This is a genomic window from Modestobacter sp. VKM Ac-2979, from assembly GCF_026967995.1.
Lineage (GTDB): Bacteria > Actinomycetota > Actinomycetes > Mycobacteriales > Geodermatophilaceae > Modestobacter.
This window is the reverse complement of sequence record NZ_JAPVBO010000008.1, coordinates 114,190-131,418: the sequence shown is the minus strand read 5'-3', so window position 1 is coordinate 131,418 and position 17,229 is coordinate 114,190. Positions and strand designations below refer to the sequence as shown.

The following is a 17,229-nucleotide window of genomic DNA, read 5'->3' as shown; positions in this document are numbered from 1 at the left end:
GGGAGTCCCCGGTCGCGGCCCGCAGTGGTCTGACGGTGCGGGCTCAGCCCGCGTGTGTCACTGAGCCGATGTCACTTGGCCAGGACGACGTGCTCGTTGGGCACGCAGTGCGTCATCGTCAGGCCCGAGACGTCGCGCGGGCCGTTCTTGCCCAGGTTGGCCGCGCGCTGCAGCTCCGCCTCGGTGAGCGTCTGGGTCTGCAGCGGCTGCATCCCCCGGACGTCGTCCGCGCTGATGCCCAGGCCCTCGCCGACCCGCTGGCCCAGCTCGTCCTCGGCCATGAAGAGGTGCCACATCATCCGCTCCTGGATCGGCCGGTCGCACTGCGACAGGTTGGCGATCAGGTTGGCGACGAGGTCGTCCTTCTCCCACTGCTCGGACAGCAGGTAGCGCTGGCCGGCCTGGGTGTAGTCGTCGGTGCGGTCGATCCGCTTGCGGGTCAGCCGGCCGGTGATCTCCGGGCCCTGCTCGTCGTGCGTGGGGTACTCGGCCTCACGCAGGCCGCCCAGGATCGACGGCTCGTAGTTGACGTGCGGGTTCTGGCCGGGGCCCAGGTCCACGCCGTAGGCCATCGCCCCGTCGCGCTGGTTGGTGGCGACCTTGACGCCCTTGGGCTGGTTCACCGGCAGCTGCAGGTAGTTGGGGCCCACCCGGTAGCGCTGGGTGTCGGAGTAGGAGAACGTCCGGCCGACCAGCATCTTGTCGTCGGAGAAGTCCAGCCCGTCGACGAGGACACCGGTGCCGAAGGCGATCTGCTCGCTCTCGGTGAAGAAGTCCTGCGGCGTGCGGTTCAGCGTCAGGGTGCCGACCTTGCGCAGCGGGAACTCGTTCTCCGGCCACACCTTGGTGTCGTCCAGCGGGTCGAAGTCCAGCTCCGGGTGGTCGTGGTCGTCCATCAGCTGGACGTGCAGGTCCCAGGAGGGGAACTCGCCGCGCTCGATGGCCTCGTAGAGGTCCTTCGTGTGCACGCCGAGCTCGTTGCCCTGCGCGACCGCGGCGTCGGCCTCGGTCCACGACTTGACGCCCTGCTTGGGCAGCCAGTGGTACTTCACCAGCTTGGTCTCACCGGCGGCGTTGACCCACTTGTAGGTGTTCACGCCGAAGCCCTGCATGGTGCGGTAGCTCGCCGGCAGGCCACGGGGGCTCAGGACGAGCGTCATCATGTGCAGCGCCTCGGGCGACTGCGACCAGAAGTCGAAGACCCGGTTGGCGACCTGGCGCTCGAAGGTCACCGGGTCGGGCTTCTGCGAGTGGATGAAGTCGGGGAACTTGATGGCGTCCCGGATGAAGAAGACACCCAGGTTGTTGCCGACGAGGTCCCAGTTGCCGTCCTCGGTGTAGAACTTCACCGCGAAGCCGCGCGGGTCACGCGCCGCCTCGGAGGAGTCCCGGCCACCGGCGACGGTGGAGAAGCGCAGCGCGACCTCGGTCTCCTTGCCCTTCTCCTGGAAGAGCTTGGCCCGGGTGTACGTGCTGATCGGCTCGTCGCCGACGGTGCCGTCGGCCACGAAGACGCCGAACGCCGTGGCGCCGCGGGCGTGCACGACGCGCTCCGGGATGCGCTCCCGGTCGAAGTGGCTGATCTTCTCCAGGAACTGGTAGTTCTCCAGCGTGGCCGGGCCACGCGAGCCCACCGTGCGCTGGTTCTGGTTGTCGTAGATCGGGTGTCCCTGACGGTTGGTCAGGACGGCCCGGTCGGCCTCACTGGCGGCAGGTCCCTGCGATGCGACGTCGGTCATGCGATCACTCCCTCTTCGATTGCACTGTTCGTGCCGTGCACGTGCGTCCTGCGCGCGACCTGACAGCCGGCGCAGAGTCCCCAGAAGACGACCTCGGCCTCGTCGACGGCGAAACCCGCCGCGTCCGAGGGCTGCAGACACGGGGCCTGGCCCACGACGCAGTCGACGTCGGCGATCAGCCCACACTCCCGGCAGACCAGGTGGTGGTGGTTGTCGCCGACCCGCAGCTCGTACAGCGCCGGCCCACCGGCCGGCTCGATGCGGCGGGCGATCCCGCTCCCGACCAGCGCCTTGAGCACCCCGTAGACCGCCTGGGGCGAGATCGATGGGTGCACGGTGCGTGCGGCGGTGGCGATGGTGTCGGCGTCGACGTGCGGGTGCTCGGCGAGCACCCCGAGCACGGACAGCCGTGGCCGCGTGACGCGCAGCCCCGCCGTCCGCAGCTGCTCTGCCCAGGTCGTCTCCATCGCCGACCACTCAACCCGCTTGTCTTGACTGAGTCAATAGAAGGACCCCGTGCCCCCCACCACTCGCAAGCTCGCGGCGGGGCCCTGCACGGGGCCGGAGAGCTACGCGAACACGATGGTGCGGTCGCCCTCGACCACGACCCGGTCCTCGACGTGCCAGGTCACCGCCTGGGCCAGCACCTGGCGCTCGACGTAGCGACCGATCCGGCGCATGTCCTCGACGGTGGCGCGGTGGTCGACCCGGGCCACCTCCTGCTCGATGATCGGGCCGGCGTCCAGCTCCGCGGTCACGTAGTGCGCCGTCGCCCCGATCAGCTTCACGCCGCGGTCGTGCGCGGCCCGGTACGGGTTCGCACCCACGAAGGCCGGCAGAAAGCTGTGATGGATGTTGATCAGCCGCTCCGGGAAGCGGCTGCAGAAGTCGGCCGAGACGATCTGCATGTACCGGGCGAGCACGACCAGGTCGACGTCCCCGATCAGCTCCAGCGCCCGCGCCTCCGCGGCGTCCTTGGTGTCCGCGGTGACCGGGACGTGGTGGAACGGCACGCCGTGCGCCCGGGCGACGGGCTCCAGGTCGGGGTGGTTGGAGACGACGGCGGCGATCTCGGCCCGGAGGTCACCCGCGTCGACCCGGTAGAGCAGCTCCTGCAGCACGTGGTCGGCCTTGGAGACGAAGACCGCCAGCCGTGGGGTGCGTGCCGCCTCGGTCAACCGCCAGGAGAACCGCCACTCCCCCGCCAGGCCGGCGAGCGCGGCCTCCAGCTCGGCGCGGCGGGTGGCCAGGTCGGCGAGGACGAACTCCAGCCGCAGGGTGAACGTGCCGCCGGACGGGTCCGAGGAGTGCTGCTGGGACTCGGTGATGTTGGCGCCGGCCTCGGCCATCAGCCCGGAGAGCACCGCGACGATGCCCGGCCGGTCGGGGCAGCGGACCACCAGCCGCCCCAGGTCGGCGGTGGAGGGAGCACGGGGATCGGGTCCAGACACGCCCGGAATGGTCCCAGGGGTCGCCGCGTCCCCCGCCGGGCGGGTCGGTGGGGGCACTCCCGTCAGGGCAGGGCGGCGCGGGTGCGGGCGGCGACGTCGAACAGGTCGCCGTGCTCGGCGACCCGGGTCAGGACGTCGTCGGTGCGGAAGCGGACCGACTCCGGGTCGCCGCCCTCGCGCAGCGCGTCGACCTCGGCCCAGCGCAGCGGGGTGGAGACGGTGGCGAACGGCCGGGCGCGCAACGAGTACGGCGCGACCGTCGTCTTCGCCGTGTTGTTCTGGCTCCAGTCGACCAGCACCTTGCCCGGCCGCAGCGCCTTCTCCATCCGCCAGACGACCTCCTCCGGCGTCTGCCCGGTCAGCTCCTGGGCCAGCGCCTTGGCGTACCGGCTGGGGTGCTCCTTGTCCGCGCACTCGATCGGGGCGTAGACCTGCAGCCCCTTGGAGCCCGAGGTCTTCACCACCGGGTCGAGCCCGTCGGCGACCAGCCGCTCGCGCAGCCGGTGCGCCACCTGCGCGCACTCGACCACCCCGGTGTCCGGGCCCGGGTCGAGGTCGAGCACCAGCAGGTCGGGCAGCCGCGCCGTCCCGGCCTCGTCCACCTGCCACTGCGGCACGTGCACCTCCAGCGCCGCCAGGTTCGCCGACCAGACCAGGTCGGGGACGGCGGAGAGCAGCACCATGTCCAACGTCTCCCGGCCCCGCGAGGACCCGGGCGAGGGGACGGTCACCGTCTGCACCCACTCCGGGGCGTGCCGGGCGTTGTTCTTCTCGAAGAAGGCCTGCCCGTCGACGCCGTTCGGCCACCGGGTGAAGGTGACCGGCCGGTGCGCCACGTGCGTCAGGAGCACCGGCGCGATCCGCACGTAGTAGTCGATGACCTGGGCCTTGGTGAACCCCACCTCGGGGAAGAGCACCTTGTCCAGGTTGGAGACCTCCAGCTGGCGGCCCTCGATCTGCACCCGCTGCCTCACGGCTCGACCGCCACGTCGGCCGGCGCCTGGTCCGCGCGCAGCCCGCGCCAGGACGGGTGCCGCAACCGGCCCTCGCGGGTCCACTCGGTGAAGACCACCTCGCCGACCAGCGTCGGCTCGACCCAGTGCGCGTCCCGGGTCACCTCGCGGGGCAGCGCATCGGCGAACGGTGCGGTAGCCCGCGGGGTGAGGAGCGGCTCGAGGTCGGCCAGCGCCCGCGCGGTGAAGCCGGTGCCCACGTGCCCGGCGAAGGCCAGGCGGCCGTCCTCGTCGTGCACCCCGAGCAGCAGGGAGCCGATGCCGCCGGCCCGCCGCCCGGCCCCCGGACGCCAGCCACCCACGACGACCGACTGGGTGCGGAAGTTCTTGACCTTGCGCCAGTCCGGCCCGCGGCCACCCGGCCGGTAGACCGAGTCCAGCCGCTTGGCGACGACGCCCTCCAGCCCGTTCTCCCGGCTGGCCCCCTGCACCTGCTGCCCCACCCCGGCGGCGTCGCCGCGGAACCAGGGGGTGGTCACCCAGCGGTCCGAGCCCAGGCCGAGTGCGTCCAGCCGGTCGCGGCGGGCGGTGTAGGGCAGCCCGAGCAGGCTCTCGCCGTCCAGTGCCAGCAGGTCGAAGACCAGGTAGCTGACCGGGGCGGCCGCCGCCAGCCTCGCCATCTCCGGCCCGGTGCGGTGCATCCGGCCCTGCAGCAGCCCGAAGTCCGGCCGGCCCCGGGCGTCCAGCGCGACGACCTCGCCGTCGACCACGGCGCCGCGGCCGGCCAGGGCCGCCGGCAGCGGACCGAGCTCGGGGTACCTGGCGGTGACGTCGTTGCCGCTGCGCGCCCGCAGCCGGAGGCGCCCGGAACGCACGTGCGCCAGCGCCCGGACGCCGTCCCACTTGAACTCGTAGCCCCACCGCAGGTCGCCGTCGGCGGGCAGGTCGCCGACGGCGGCCAGCATCGGCGGCAGGTCCTCGGGCACGCCGTCAGCGGTGACCACCGGCAGCGGCCGCCCGGCCGGCTCGGCAGCGCGGGTCGGGTCCGGCCCGGCCCGGCGGGGGGTCAGCGGATCGGCGGCGGCCACCCGGGGTCAGGCGGTCTTGCGCGGACGGGCGGCGCGCTTGGCCGGCTTCGCCGGGGCGTCGTCCTCCGCGGCCGCTGCCTTCTTCGGCGCCGCCTTCCGGGCAGGGGCCTTCTTCGCCGGGGTCTTCTCCCCCGCGGCCGCCTTCTTGGCCGGCGCCTTGCGAGCCGTCGCCTTCTCCGCCGGCGCGTCGTCCGCCGCGTCGTCCCCGCCGTCGTCCGACCCGGCGGCCGGTGTGCTGCCGCCGGCCCGCTCGACGCTGCGCCGCAGGGCGCTCATCAGGTCGACCACCGCACCGCCGCCGTCGTCGGCGGCCTCCGGTGCGGCCTGGACCTCACCGCCGGACTGCTTGGCCTCCAGCAGGGCGGCCATCGCCTCGCGGTAGTCGTCGGTGAACTGGGTCGGGTCGAAGTCCCCGGCCATCGTGGAGATCAGCGACTCGGCCATCGCCAGTTCCTGCGGGCGGACCGGCACCTCCTCGTCCAGGAACGTGAAGGCGGGCCGGCGGATCTCGTCGGGCCAGCGCATGGTGTGCAGCACCAGCACGCCCTCCCGCACACGCAACGCCGCCAGCGACTCGCGCTGCCGGATGGCGATCTTGGTGATCGCCACCTGACCGGCGTTCTCCAGCGCGGTGCGCAGCAGCACGTAGGGGCGGGTCGCGACGCCGTCGGGCTCCAGGTAGTACGTCTTCTCGAAGTGGATCGGGTCGATCTGCTCCTGGTCGACGAACTGGAGCACCTCGATCTCGTGCGTGGTGCCGAGCGGGAGCTGGTCGAAGTCCTCGTCGGTCAGCACGACCAGCTGGCCGTCGGGGAGCTCGTAGCCCTTGCCGATGTCGCCGTACTCGACCTCTTCGCCGTCCACGGAGCAGACCCGCTTGTACTTGACCCGGCCACCGTCGGTCTTGTGCACCTGGTGGAAGCGGATGTCGTGGTCCTCGGTGGCCGAGTAGAGCTTCACCGCGATGCTGACCAGGCCGAAGGAGACCGCGCCCTTCCAGATCGACCGCACGACTACCTCCTCGCCCCGGGGTCCGCGACCCCGCCTCGACAAGATCAGAGGATAGGTGCCCCAGCGGGTGCGCGGCAGCGCGAGACGGTCACGCACCGCAGCGCACCACCCGGTCGAGGGAGCCAGCGGCCGGCCGGGGTGCGGTCCCGCCGGCCCCCGACGGCCACGCAGCGTGACGCCGAGCTCGCGGTCAGACCTCCTGACCGGTCAGGCTCCCGGCCTCCTCGCCGTCGTCGGACCGCAGCCCGCCGTTCTGGATGGCGTCGTAGGCGAACTGCAGGACGTCGGAACCGGCCACCATCGTCATGGTCAGCGCGGCCAGCCGGGTCGCCCGCGGCGCGGTCACGTACCCGAGCACGAAGCCCGTACCGACCCACTGGGCCATGCAGAACGGGCAGGTCAGCAGCTCCCCCACGGCGTGCTTGACGCCCCCGTGCTCGCGAACCTCCTCGGCGACCTCGGCCTCGCCCGACGTCCCCTGGTAGCTGACGAACGGTGCGCGCACCGGGGCGGTGACCGGGTCCTTGGCGATCCGCCGGGCCAGCCGGAAGGTGCCGACGGTCAGCAGGACCGCGTCCCCGAGGGGGATCCGGCTGGGCAGCTCGCGGCCCGACACCCGGATGGCGGTGGCCGCCGCCCCGACCAGGCCCAGGTAGACGCTCATCGCCCCCAGGTCCGCGGCCAGCGGCCGGGCCTCTCCCTGGGTGTACTCCTCCTGCTGGGTACGGGCCCAGCGGCGGACCGGTCGCCCGAGCCGCTGCACCTCGTCTGTGATCGCCATGCTCGCGGCGGTACCCGCGGCACCCGGTGCCATGCGGCGGGCGGGAGCTGGATCACGCATGCCCGGCAGAGGGTCGGGTAGGGCCGGACCACGACGCCGGTCACCCGACCGGCTCCCCCGTCCACGGACGGACGAGCGCGCCCACCGCCGGGGCGCGCAGAACGGAGGAGCTCCCATGACCGACCCCGACCGCGCCGCCCGCGACTCCGCCCTCAACGACGCCGAGTTCCCCGACGACGAGCGTGGCCTCACCGGCACGGCCGACGGCCCCCGTGGCGACGTCGGCCCCGAGGGTCAGACCGCCCGGGACGTCTTCCCCGAGGACAACGGGATCCCCGAGGTCTCCCAGGACGACAGCCCGACCATGGCCCGCGCCGAGGACCCGGAGTTCGCCCCCGAGCCCGGCGACCGCCAGCACCAGGCTGTGGACTTCGGGACGACGGCACGCGAGCAGGCCGAGGGCGAGTCGCTGAGCGGCCGGCTGGAGCGGGAGGTCGCGGAGGACGCGTCCGACGTGCGCCCGGCCGAGGACCCCGACCGCGCGTTCGCCCAGCTCGACCAGGACGAGGACACCGACCGGCTCAGCGACTCGGGCACCAACCGCACCGGCGACGACGTCGAGGCCTTCGCCGACGCCCCGGTCGGCGGTGAGGGGCCGGAGGAGAGCGCGGTCCACGTCATCGAGGGCACCTGACCCCAGCCGCAGCGCGCCGGGCCGGCCGCCCCGGCGGCCCGACGCGCGCGGAGTTGGTGCCGCGATCATGACACGACTAGGTTGGGCGCCACGGTTGAGCAGCCAGCCGTGGCCTGCCCGAGAGCTCCTCGGGAGGCGTTCCGGAACCTCGGTGTCCCGGGCCGTGTCGGGCCGGACGGTGTACCGCAGTACATTGTCCGGGCATCCGCGTGCCCGCCAGGCATCGCCGCTGAGAGGAGCTGCAGTCCGTGACCTCATCCGACTCACCCGCCGAGGGCTCGCGCGACGTGTCAGCCCCGGCTGACACGAACGACGCCCCCTTCGACGACGTGATCACCCTGTCGACGTCCACCGACGACGACGGCACGGTCACCGTGACGGTCGTCGGCGAGGTCGACACCTTCACCGCGCCCGTGCTGCGCGCGTCCCTGGACACCCAGCTCGAGCAGCAGCCGACCGCCCTGGTCGTCGACCTGTGCGGTGTCCAGTTCCTCGGCTCCGCCGGCCTCGCCGTGCTCGTCGAGACCCAGAAGTCGGCGCGCTCCCGCGACGTCGGCCTGCGGCTGGTGGCCAACACCCGCGCCGTGACCCGGCCGCTCGAGGTCACCGGCCTCATCGACCTGTTCACGATCGCCGAGAAGGCCTGACCCCAGGCCTGCCGCGACACGACGACGGCGCCCCACCTCTCCGGAGGTGGGGCGCCGTCGTCGTTCGGCCCCGTCGCAGGGGCCCGCGCCGAGCTTGCGAGGCGTGGGGGGCGACGGGGTCCTTCGTCAGGCGCTGAGCAGGGAGCAGACCGCCGCCTCGATGGTGCGCTGCGCCGTCCGGTCGTCGGGGGCTCCGGCGGCCTCGGCCAGCGCGCCGGCGACCGTCTCGCCGTGCTCGTACCGGTCGACCACCCGGGGGTCGACGTAGCTGGTCTTGCACACCGTCGGGGTGTTGCCCAGCTGCTCGGAGACCTTGACGTAGGCCTCCCGCACCGCACGCTTGCGTGCCGTCTGGCTGCGCGGGGTGGGCGTCTCGGCCAACGTGGCGGCCATCATCACCGTCGCCGTCCAGGTGCGGAAGTCCTTGGCGGTGATCTCGGCCCCGCTGACCTCCTTGAGGAAGGCGTTGACCTCGTCGCTGGTCACGTCGTGCCAGCTGCCGTCCGCGAGCCGGTAGCCCAGCAGCTCTTGCCCCTCGTCCTCGGGCCGCTCCAGCAGTTGCCGGACGACGGTGGCGGTGGGCCGGTCCAGCAGCTCGACCTCGCGGTCGATGCCGCCCTTGGCGGTGTAGTGGAAGAAGACCCGCTCCCCGCGCACCGACACGTGGTCGCGGCGCAGCGTCGCCAGCCCGTAGGTGCCGTTGTCCTCGGCGTACTGCTCGCTGCCCACCCGGAAGGCGCCGAGGTCGAGCAGCCGGACGGCGCAGGCCAGCACCCGTTCGCGGTTGAGCCCGCGGGTGCGCAGCGCCGCCACCACCTCGTCCCGGACGTCGGGCAGCTGGTGGGATATCTCCAGCACCCGCTCGTGCTTGGCGGCGTCCCGCTTGGCCCGCCACTCGTCGTGGTAGCGGTACTGCCGCCGGCCGGCGGCGTCGGTGCCGACGGCCTGGATGTGGCCGTTGGGCCACGGGCAGATCCAGACGTCCTTCCAGGCGGGCGGGATGGCCAGGGCCCGCAACCGGTCCAGCCGGTCGTCCTTGATCAGCGCCCCGTCCTCGTCCTGGTAGGAGAACCCCTTGCCAGCGCGACGCCGGGTCCAGCCCGGGGCGTGCACGTCACTGCGCCGCAGTCTCACGCCGGAGGGATGTGCACGACCGGGTGGGCTCAAACACGGGTGGTCACCACGTCACCCCACCGGGTGCCGTGGCAGCTCCTCCGGCGGGTGAACGGGGGTTTGCCGTGCGCCCCAGTGGGCAACGCAGCAAGGCGGTCGGTCTACCGTCAAGGGAGCCGGGTCAGGCCCGACACCCGTCGCTGAGCGGCCGCTCGTCGTCCGCGCTCCGGACCGGAGCCGCGGGACGGGCGCGCGAAGACGGACAACCGCGCTCCCGTCCGGGGGTGCGGGGGACGACGAAGGAGCGAACGACGCATGGTCGACACGACGGGCGCCGCCACCGGCGAGCGGCGCACCGAGCGGCTGGAGCTGCGGGTCCCCACCTCGCCGACCCAGCTGCCCGCGGTGCGGGCGATGACCGGTGACCTGGCGATGCGGATGGACTTCGACCTCGACGCGGTCGAGGACCTGCGGCTCGCGGTCGACGAGGCCTGCGCCACGCTGTCCTCCGTCGCCCTGGGGGACGCACCGCTCACGGTCGTCTTCGAGGCCGCCCGCGACGGCCTGCGGATCGACGCCTGGGTGCCGACGGCGACCGGGGTCGACGTCCCGCGCGACGGCTTCGGTTGGGCCGTGCTGCACACCCTGGTCGACACGGTCGAGGCCGGCCCGAGCGACCAGTCGATCGTGGCGGCCGGCGACGGCCGGAGCACACCCGTCGCCTGCATCAGCCTGGTCAAGAAGCTGCGGCGCTACAGCGCGATCGACGCCCTGACCGAGCAGTCCGACCCCGACGTGTCGGTCGCACGGTGACCCGGTCGGCTGCTCCGGACTCCCCGGCTGCCGACGACGCCGTCCTCGGCTCCGGTGAGCCCCTCGGGTCCCCGGCCCCTGCCGCTGACGCCCCTGCGGTCGCCGACACCGCCTCGGAGACCGAGATGACCGACCCCACCGACACCCCGAAGGATGCCCCCACGGAGTCCTCCGCAACGACCCCGGAGCCGGCTGCTGACCCGGTGCCGATGTCGGACAACCGCAAGCGGGCCGAGCGGACCGCACCGCTGTTCGCCGAGCTGGCCACCCTGGACAAGGGCGACCCGCGGCGGGAGCGACTCCGGGAGATCCTGGTCGAGGAGCACCTGCCGCTGGTCCGGCACTTCGCCCGCCGGTTCAGCAACCGCGGCGAGCCCTTCGACGACCTGCTCCAGGTGGGCACCCTTGGCCTGATCGCCGCCATCGACCGGTTCGACCCGAGTCGTGGGGTGGAGTTCCTCTCCTTCGCCGTGCCGACCATCACCGGCGAGATCAAGCGGCACTTCCGCGACCAGGGCTGGTCGGTGCGCGTGCCGCGGCGGCTGCAGGAGCTGCACCTCTCGCTGAACGCGGCGGTCAGCGAGCTGTCGCAGAAGAACGGCCACGCCCCCACGCCGTCCGAGCTGGCCGAGCACCTCGGCATCCCCCGGGCAGAGGTGCTCGAGGGCCTGGCGGTGGCCAACGCCTACCGCAGCAGCTCGCTGGACGAGCGCCTCTCCGGTGAGGAGGACTCCCCCACCCTCGCGGCGACCCTCGGCGAGGAGGACGCCGCCCTGGAGGGCGTGGAGTACCGCGAGTCGCTGCAGCCGCTGCTGGCCACCATCCCGCCGCGTGAGCGCCGCATCCTGATCCTGCGGTTCTTCGGCAACATGACCCAGTCGCAGATCGCCGCGGACATCGGCATCTCCCAGATGCACGTGTCCCGGCTGCTCAGCCAGACCCTGGCCAAGCTCCGCGAGGGCCTGCTCAAGGATTAAGGACCCTCTTCTCCCCACCCTTCGCACGCTCAGGGCGGGCCCCTGAAGAGGGCCGAACGCCGATGGCCCAGAACTCGATGAGTTCTGGGCCATCGGCGTTCACCGGGTCAGCCCGGGGGCAGCTCGAGCGGGTCGTCGTCCGCGGAGCGGTTGCGCGGGTCGGCGGCCGGGCCGCTCTCCTGCACGTCCTGCTTGACCTGTGACAGCGGCGGCGGCTTGGGGATCTGCGGCGCCGTCTCCCCCGCCGCGTCGGCGATGCTGGACAGCGAGATCTTGGCCTCGGGCTGCTCGGCGGCCGGCGGCAGGTTCGAGTCGAACCAGTTGCTGGTGTCCAGGGACGACGCCGGCGCCTGGGTCGCGCCCTGCGCGCCGGAGGACGCGTCGACGTCCAGCCAGCTGCGCTGCCCCTCACCGTCGTCGCCACCACCCAGCTTGGACAGCCCCTCCAGCGCCTTGCTGAACTCGCTGGGCACGATCCACATCTTGTTGGCGTCGCCCTGCGCGATCTTCGGCAGCGTCTGCAGGTACTGGTAGGCCAGCAGGCCCTGGTCGGGCTTGCCGTCGTGGATGGCCTGGAACACCGTCTCGATGCTCTTCGCCTGCCCCTGCGCCTGCAGGAACAGCGCGGCGCGCTCACCCTCGGCCCGCAGGATCCGGCTCTGCCGCTCGGCCTCGGCGTCGAGGATCGCGGCCTGCTTCTTCCCCTCCGCGGAGAGGATCGAGGCGGCCTTCTGGCCCTCGGCCGTGGTGATCGCCGACTGCCGCTGCCCCTCGGCGGTCAGGATGACCGCGCGCTTGTCGCGGTCGGCGCGCATCTGCTTCTCCATGGAGTCCTGGATGGACGGCGGCGGGTCGATCGCCTTGATCTCCACCCGGGCCACCCGCAGGCCCCACGGGCCGGTGGTGCCGTCGAGCACGGTGCGCAGCTGGGAGTTGATGCCGTCCCGGCCGGTCAGCGCACCTTCGAGGTTCAGCCCACCGACCACGTTGCGCAGCGTCGTGGTCGTGAGCTGCTCCATGCCGGTGATGTAGTTGGCGATCCCGTAGACCGCCAGGCGCGGGTCGGTGACCTGGAAGTAGACGACGGTGTCGATGCCGACCTGCAGGTTGTCGGCGGTGATGACCGGCTGCGGCGGGAAGGAGATGACCTGCTCGCGCAGGTCGATCGTCGCGCGCACCCGGTCGACGAACGGCACGAGCAGCGCCAGCCCGGGCGAGAGGGTGCGGCTGTACCGGCCCAGGCGTTCGACCACCTTCGCCTGCGCCTGCGGGACGATCGTCACGCTCTTGGCCAGTACGAAGGCCACCAGCACGGCGATCACGATCAGAGCGATCAGGGCGGGTTCCACGAGGGCGGTGCTCCGTTCCTAGGAGTGGTGCGTCGATCTGATCTTGCCCCGTCCGGCGCCACCTGAGGACCCCTGGGGGCTCCCGGTCACCCGGACGTCGACTCAGAGATGGCTGACGTAGGCGACCGGTCCCTCGATCTGCACGATCCGCACCTCGGCGCCGACGTCGTAGGCCTCGTCGTCGAGCTGGGTGCGCGCGGTCCACTCGTCGTCGCCCAGCCGGATCCGGCCGGCGGTGTTGTCGACGCGCTGGCTGACCACGGCCTCGCGGCCGACGTAGGTCGCGACGCCGTCGATCTGCTCGGGGGTGCGGTCGACCAGGTGCCGCTTGGCGACGGGCCGGACGAGGACCAGCAGCCCGGCCGAGACGACGATGAAGGCGATCACCTGGAGGAGCAGGTCCCCACCCAGCAGGGCCACGCCCATGCCGCCGAGCGCGCCGCCGGCGAACATCAGCAGGACCAGGTCCAGGCTGGCGACCTCACCGGCCGCGAACAGGCCTGAGGCGATCAACCAGAGCAACCAGGCGGGCACGCTCCCGAGTCTGGCACGCGAACGCGCCATCCGGTCGCCGTCCCACGCCTGCACGGCCCACGGGACCACACCCACGGGACATGGCCGGTCGGTCGGGCGGCGGCCAGTGGCGCGGCCGTCGTAGCCTCGTTCACCGTGCACGACATCGCCGCCGGCCGGTTCGCCGTCTGGGCCACCGCCTGGCTCACCGGCCGCAGTTCCTACGACGAGGCACTCGACGTCCTGCTGGGCGAGACGGCCCACCGGGTCGTCGGGCTGCCCGGCACCGACGAGGCGGTACCGCTGGGCTGGGCGCTGAGCGCGCTACGGGGCCTGGGCGAGGAACGGCTGCGGCTGGTGCTGCCGGTGCCCGGTGACACCCGGGGCCTGCCGGCGGTACCAGGACTGGTGGCGCTCGGCCTGGAGGCCAGGCAGGCTGCCGTCGGCACCCGGCTCGCCCTGGTCCCGGAGGCGCTGGGGCCCGAGGCGGTCTCCTGGACGGCGGTGTCCCTCGACGGCGCCCCGCCCCTGGCACCGCCGGTGGAGGGCAACCTGCGGGCGGTCTCCGGTGCGCTGGACCTCGCCGTCGGCGACTCCGCCCGCACGCTCGCCGCGCTGGACCTCGCCCGGTGGAACCCCGAGGTGCCCGGGCTGCTGGCCGGGCTGGCCCGGACCGTGCACGCACCCGGGCTGCCGGCCGACCACGACCCGGTGGCGCTGTCGGTGCTCGGCCGGGCGCAGCGGTTGTCCCAGGTGCTGGACCTGGCGATGGCCGACGCGCCCGGGGCCGCGGTCACCCACGCCCAGGCAGCGGCCCGCGACGAGGCCCTGCGCCCGCTGGCGACCGCCGTCCGCGAGGCGACGGTCGCCGCCTACAACTGGGTCCCGCGGGGCTGAGCCGCGGCGCTCCCGCGCCGTCCCACCGGCTCCTGCGCTGCCGCGCAGGGCCGCGTTGCACGCTCCGTGCGCTGTGCCCGCGCCGCAGCACGGGCGATGCGCACGGAGAGCGTGCGGAGCGGGCGTCAGGCCGCCGGGCGGGCCGGGCGCTGGACGAAGCAGCAGGACGCCGGGCAGTTGGTGCCCAGCCGGGGCTCGCCGCCCGCCCGGCGCTCGGCCAGCAGTTCCCGCAGCGAGGCGACGAACGCCGGGTGCGTGCCCGCGGTCGCCGCCCGGGCGAAGGCCAGGCCCAGTTCGCCGGCGGTCTCCTCGGCCTCGTTGTCCAGGTCCCAGATGACCTCGAGGTGGTCGGAGATGAAGCCGATCGGGAAGACGACGACGGCGGTCTCCCCCGACTCCGCCAGCGCCCGCAGGTGGTCGTTGACGTCGGGCTCCAGCCACGGCACCGACGGCGGCCCGCTGCGGCTCTGCCACACCAGGTCGACGTCGCGCCCCGGCGCCGCCGCCTCGACGACCAGCTGGGCGGCCTGCTGCAGCTCGGCCTCGTAGGCGCCCCCGCCCGGCCCGGCCACCGCGGCCATCGCGTTCGGGATGCTGTGCGCGGTGGCCACCAGCCGCGCGGTGCCGCGCACCTCCTCGGGCAGCGAGGCGATCGCGGCGGCCAGCGCCTCGGCGTTGGCCTGCACGAACCCCGGGGCGTCGAAGTAGTGCGGCAGCTTCTCCGCCGTCGGGCCGGTCGGCGCGGACGGGTCGAGCTCCAGCGCGACCCGGGCCCGGGCGACGTCCTCGTGGTACTGCCGGCACCCGGAGAACGAGGCGTAGGCCGAGGTGGCGAGCACGTAGGCGTGCTCGATGCCGTCGTCGGCCATCTGCCGCCAGGCGTCCTCGACGTAGGGCGCCCAGTTGCGGTTGCCCCAGTAGACCGGCAGGTCGATGCCGGCGCCGGTGAGCTCGGCCTCGAGCGCGGCGACCAGCGACTTGTTCTGGTCGTTGATCGGGCTCACGCCGCCGAAGTGGTGGTAGTGCTCGGCGACTGCCTCCAGCCGCTCGGGCGGGATGCCCCGGCCGCGGGTGACGTTGAGCAGGAACGGCATGACGTCGTCAGTGCCCTCCGGGCCACCGAAGCCGAGCACCAGCAGCGCCTCACGGCGCCCGGCCGGCGCCGCCGTGCGTGCCGGCTCGACGCCGCCGTTGTTGCGGACCGCGAGCGACGGGGACTCGTCGGGCTGCTGGTCGGGAGGGGTGATGGAGGCCCCGGCGGGGAGCGGGTGCCGGGGGCGAGCGAGGTCGGTCACCAGACCGTCATACCCCCACGGCGTGGAAGCCGCCGTCGACGTGCACGATCTCACCCGTCGTGGCCGGGAACCAGTCCGACAGCAGCGCGGTGACGGCCTTGCCGGCCGGCTCGGTGTCGGTGACCGACCAGCCCAGCGGGGCGCGACCCTCCCAGGCCTCCTCGAACTGAGCGCTGCCCGGGATCGACTTCATCGCCATGGTGCGCAGCGGGCCGGCCGCGACCAGGTTGACCCGGACGCCCTCGGGACCCAGCTCCCGGGCCAGGTACCGGGACGTCGACTCCAGGGCCGCCTTCGCCGCGCCCATCCAGCCGTAGACCGGCCAGGCGACGGTGGCGTCGAAGGTCAGGCCGACCACCGAGGCGGTGTCGCCGAACAGCGGGCGGCAGGCCTGGGTCAGCGAGGCCAGCGACCAGGACGAGACCTGGAACGCCGTCGCCGCGTGCTCCCACGCGACCTCGGGGAACCCCTCGCCCATCGCCTCCTGCGGCGCGAAGCCGATGGAGTGCACCACGCCGTCCAGGCCGTCGACGTGCTCGCGCAGCCGGTCGGCCAGCGTCGCCAGGTGCTCGGTGTTCGTCACGTCCAGCTCGACCACCGCCGCCTCCTGCGGCAGCCGCTTGGCGATCCGCTGGCAGAGCGACAGGGCCCGGCCGAAGTTGGACAGGACGACGGTGGCGCCCTGCTCCTGCGCGAGACGCGCGACCGAGAACGCGATCGACTGCTCGGTCAGCACGCCGGCGACCAGGATCTTCTTGCCGTCCAGAATGCCCATCAGTGCCCCATCCCCAGTCCGCCGTCGACCGGGACGACCGCCCCGGTGATGTACCCCGCCTGCTCGCCCGCCAGGAAGCGGACGACGCCGGCGATCTCGTCTGCCTCGGCCAGCCGGCCCAGCGGCACCTGCCCGAGGATCTCCTGCTGCCGCTTCTCGGGCAGCTCCGCGGTCATGTCGGTCGACACGAACCCCGGCGCGACCACGTTGGCGGTGATGTTGCGGCCGCCCAGCTCGCGGGCGATGGAACGGGCGAGCCCGACCAGGCCGGACTTGCTCGCCGCGTAGTTGACCTGCCCGGCCGAGCCGAGCAGCCCGACGACCGAGGAGATGAAGATCATCCGCCCGGCGCGGGCGCGCACCATCTTCGGCGCCGCCCGCTTGGCGACCCGGTAGGCGGCGGTGAGGTTGGCGTCGATGACGTCGGTGAACGCGTCCTCGCCCATCCGCAGCAGCAGCCCGTCCCGGGTGATGCCGGCGTTGCTGACCAGGACCTCGACGGGCCCCTGGTGCTCCTCGACCTCGGTGAAGGCGCGGTCGACGGCGGCGGCGTCGGTGACGTCGCACTGCACCCCGAACAGCCCCTCCGGGGCGCCACTGCCGCGGTGGGTCACCGCCACGGAGTCACCCGCCTCGGCGAACGAGCGGGCGATGGCCAGCCCGATCCCGCGGTTCCCACCGGTCACCAGCACCGACCTGCCCACTGCGCCCACCTCATCGAACCGACCGTGCACTTCGTCGTGGTGAACCTAGTCGGTGGGCTCACGTCACATCGGACGAGCCCTGACGTCGATCCCGCCGCACACTGGCCGGGTGACGTCGTCCCCGACGGGCCCGCGCGGCCTGGTCCGGCTGCTGAACACCGCCGACGGGCGTGCCCTGTGCCTGGCCGGCGCGGTGGACGCCGACGTCGTGGCGGCCTTCCAGCGCCGCTACGGCCGCGAACCGGTGCGGGTGGACGTGATCGACGCCGGGTCGGTGACCGCACTGTCCGGAGCCGCCCTGGAGCTCGTCCGTGACCACCTCGACGTCGCCGCGCTCGGCGGGCGGACGGTCACGCTCCGGCGGTCCCCCGCCTTCGGGCGGCTGCTCCAGCAGACCTGAGCCGCGCGGCCCGCGCAGGAGTGCTGGTC

General features: G+C 73.3%; 19 protein-coding genes. 6 read left to right on the top strand and 13 right to left on the bottom strand.

Annotated elements, in window-relative coordinates:
* Window positions 1–71 precede the first annotated feature (71 nt).
* The 7 genes from O2W15_RS21655 to O2W15_RS21625 form a co-directional block, all read right to left on the bottom strand.
* Window positions 72–1,739, bottom strand: coding sequence for a catalase (locus O2W15_RS21655; protein WP_269163495.1), 1,668 nt, complete (start codon window positions 1,737–1,739; stop codon window positions 72–74).
* Window positions 1,736–2,206: a Fur family transcriptional regulator gene (locus tag O2W15_RS21650; protein WP_269180933.1), complete on the bottom strand. Its 471-nt coding sequence runs from the start codon at window positions 2,204–2,206 to the stop codon at window positions 1,736–1,738. The genes O2W15_RS21655 and O2W15_RS21650 overlap by 4 nt, the downstream gene beginning before the upstream one ends.
* A gap of 102 nt (window positions 2,207–2,308) precedes the next feature.
* Window positions 2,309–3,190 (bottom strand): formyltetrahydrofolate deformylase, encoded by an 882-nt coding sequence (gene purU / locus O2W15_RS21645; RefSeq protein WP_269163497.1) that lies wholly within the window; start codon window positions 3,188–3,190, stop codon window positions 2,309–2,311.
* 62 nt (window positions 3,191–3,252) lie between these two features.
* Window positions 3,253–4,164 carry a non-homologous end-joining DNA ligase gene (ligD, locus tag O2W15_RS21640; protein ID WP_269180932.1) on the bottom strand — a complete coding sequence of 304 codons (912 nt, stop codon included), beginning with the start codon at window positions 4,162–4,164 and terminating at the stop codon, window positions 3,253–3,255.
* Window positions 4,161–5,231 (bottom strand): non-homologous end-joining DNA ligase, encoded by a 1,071-nt coding sequence (ligD, locus tag O2W15_RS21635; RefSeq protein WP_269180931.1) that lies wholly within the window; start codon window positions 5,229–5,231, stop codon window positions 4,161–4,163. The genes ligD (O2W15_RS21640) and ligD (O2W15_RS21635) overlap by 4 nt, the downstream gene beginning before the upstream one ends.
* 6 nt (window positions 5,232–5,237) lie before the next feature.
* Window positions 5,238–6,242 (bottom strand): non-homologous end joining protein Ku, encoded by a 1,005-nt coding sequence (gene ku / locus O2W15_RS21630; protein WP_269180930.1) that lies wholly within the window; start codon window positions 6,240–6,242, stop codon window positions 5,238–5,240.
* A 190-nt stretch (window positions 6,243–6,432) separates the two neighbouring features.
* Window positions 6,433–7,023 carry a DUF1360 domain-containing protein gene (locus tag O2W15_RS21625; protein ID WP_269163501.1) on the bottom strand — a complete coding sequence of 197 codons (591 nt, stop codon included), beginning with the start codon at window positions 7,021–7,023 and terminating at the stop codon, window positions 6,433–6,435.
* 175 nt (window positions 7,024–7,198) lie between these two features.
* Between O2W15_RS21625 and O2W15_RS21620 the strand changes: the two genes are divergently transcribed.
* Together O2W15_RS21620 and O2W15_RS21615 are read left to right on the top strand one after the other, a co-directional pair.
* On the top strand, window positions 7,199–7,717 hold the full coding sequence (locus O2W15_RS21620; protein WP_269180929.1) for a hypothetical protein: 519 nt from the start codon (window positions 7,199–7,201) through the stop codon (window positions 7,715–7,717).
* Window positions 7,718–7,965: 248 nt separating this feature from the next.
* Entirely contained in the window at window positions 7,966–8,364 is a 399-nt protein-coding gene (locus tag O2W15_RS21615) for an STAS domain-containing protein (protein ID WP_036338397.1), read from the top strand.
* A 126-nt stretch (window positions 8,365–8,490) separates the two neighbouring features.
* Here the strand turns inward: O2W15_RS21615 and O2W15_RS21610 are convergent, their stop codons facing one another.
* Complete coding sequence (locus O2W15_RS21610) at window positions 8,491–9,498, bottom strand: DNA topoisomerase IB (protein ID WP_269163503.1); 1,008 nt, start codon at window positions 9,496–9,498, stop codon at window positions 8,491–8,493.
* Window positions 9,499–9,792: 294 nt separating this feature from the next.
* Between O2W15_RS21610 and O2W15_RS21605 the strand changes: the two genes are divergently transcribed.
* A complete protein-coding gene (locus tag O2W15_RS21605) occupies window positions 9,793–10,290 on the top strand; it encodes an ATP-binding protein (RefSeq protein WP_269163504.1) in 498 nt (165 codons plus the stop codon).
* Window positions 10,291–10,415: 125 nt separating this feature from the next.
* Entirely contained in the window at window positions 10,416–11,267 is an 852-nt protein-coding gene (locus O2W15_RS21600; RefSeq protein ID WP_269180928.1) for an RNA polymerase sigma factor SigF, read from the top strand.
* Window positions 11,268–11,374: 107 nt separating this feature from the next.
* On the opposite strand, the gene O2W15_RS21595 is transcribed toward O2W15_RS21600, so the two are convergent.
* A complete protein-coding gene (locus tag O2W15_RS21595; protein WP_269180927.1) occupies window positions 11,375–12,616 on the bottom strand; it encodes an SPFH domain-containing protein in 1,242 nt (413 codons plus the stop codon).
* 102 nt (window positions 12,617–12,718) lie between these two features.
* The gene (locus O2W15_RS21590; RefSeq protein ID WP_269163507.1) at window positions 12,719–13,150 is read right to left on the bottom strand and encodes an NfeD family protein; all 432 of its coding nucleotides are present in this window, start codon (window positions 13,148–13,150) and stop codon (window positions 12,719–12,721) included.
* 135 nt (window positions 13,151–13,285) lie between these two features.
* On the opposite strand from O2W15_RS21590, the gene O2W15_RS21585 reads away from it, so the two are divergent.
* A complete protein-coding gene (locus tag O2W15_RS21585) occupies window positions 13,286–14,026 on the top strand; it encodes a hypothetical protein (protein ID WP_269180926.1) in 741 nt (246 codons plus the stop codon).
* A gap of 125 nt (window positions 14,027–14,151) precedes the next feature.
* Here the strand turns inward: O2W15_RS21585 and O2W15_RS21580 are convergent, their stop codons facing one another.
* From O2W15_RS21580 to fabG, 3 genes are read right to left on the bottom strand one after another with little or no spacing between them, the layout of a single operon-like run.
* Window positions 14,152–15,321, bottom strand: coding sequence for a ferrochelatase (locus tag O2W15_RS21580; RefSeq protein ID WP_269180925.1), 1,170 nt, complete (start codon window positions 15,319–15,321; stop codon window positions 14,152–14,154).
* Window positions 15,322–15,328: 7 nt separating this feature from the next.
* Window positions 15,329–16,096, bottom strand: a complete 768-nt coding sequence (gene fabI / locus O2W15_RS21575; RefSeq protein ID WP_229681909.1) for an enoyl-ACP reductase FabI — start codon at window positions 16,094–16,096, stop codon at window positions 15,329–15,331.
* Window positions 16,096–16,800, bottom strand: coding sequence for a 3-oxoacyl-ACP reductase FabG (fabG, locus tag O2W15_RS21570; protein ID WP_036338415.1), 705 nt, complete (start codon window positions 16,798–16,800; stop codon window positions 16,096–16,098). The genes fabI and fabG overlap by 1 nt, the downstream gene beginning before the upstream one ends.
* A 109-nt stretch (window positions 16,801–16,909) precedes the next feature.
* Between fabG and O2W15_RS21565 the strand changes: the two genes are divergently transcribed.
* On the top strand, window positions 16,910–17,200 hold the full coding sequence (locus tag O2W15_RS21565) for a hypothetical protein (protein ID WP_269163511.1): 291 nt from the start codon (window positions 16,910–16,912) through the stop codon (window positions 17,198–17,200).
* Window positions 17,201–17,229: the final 29 nt, after the last annotated feature.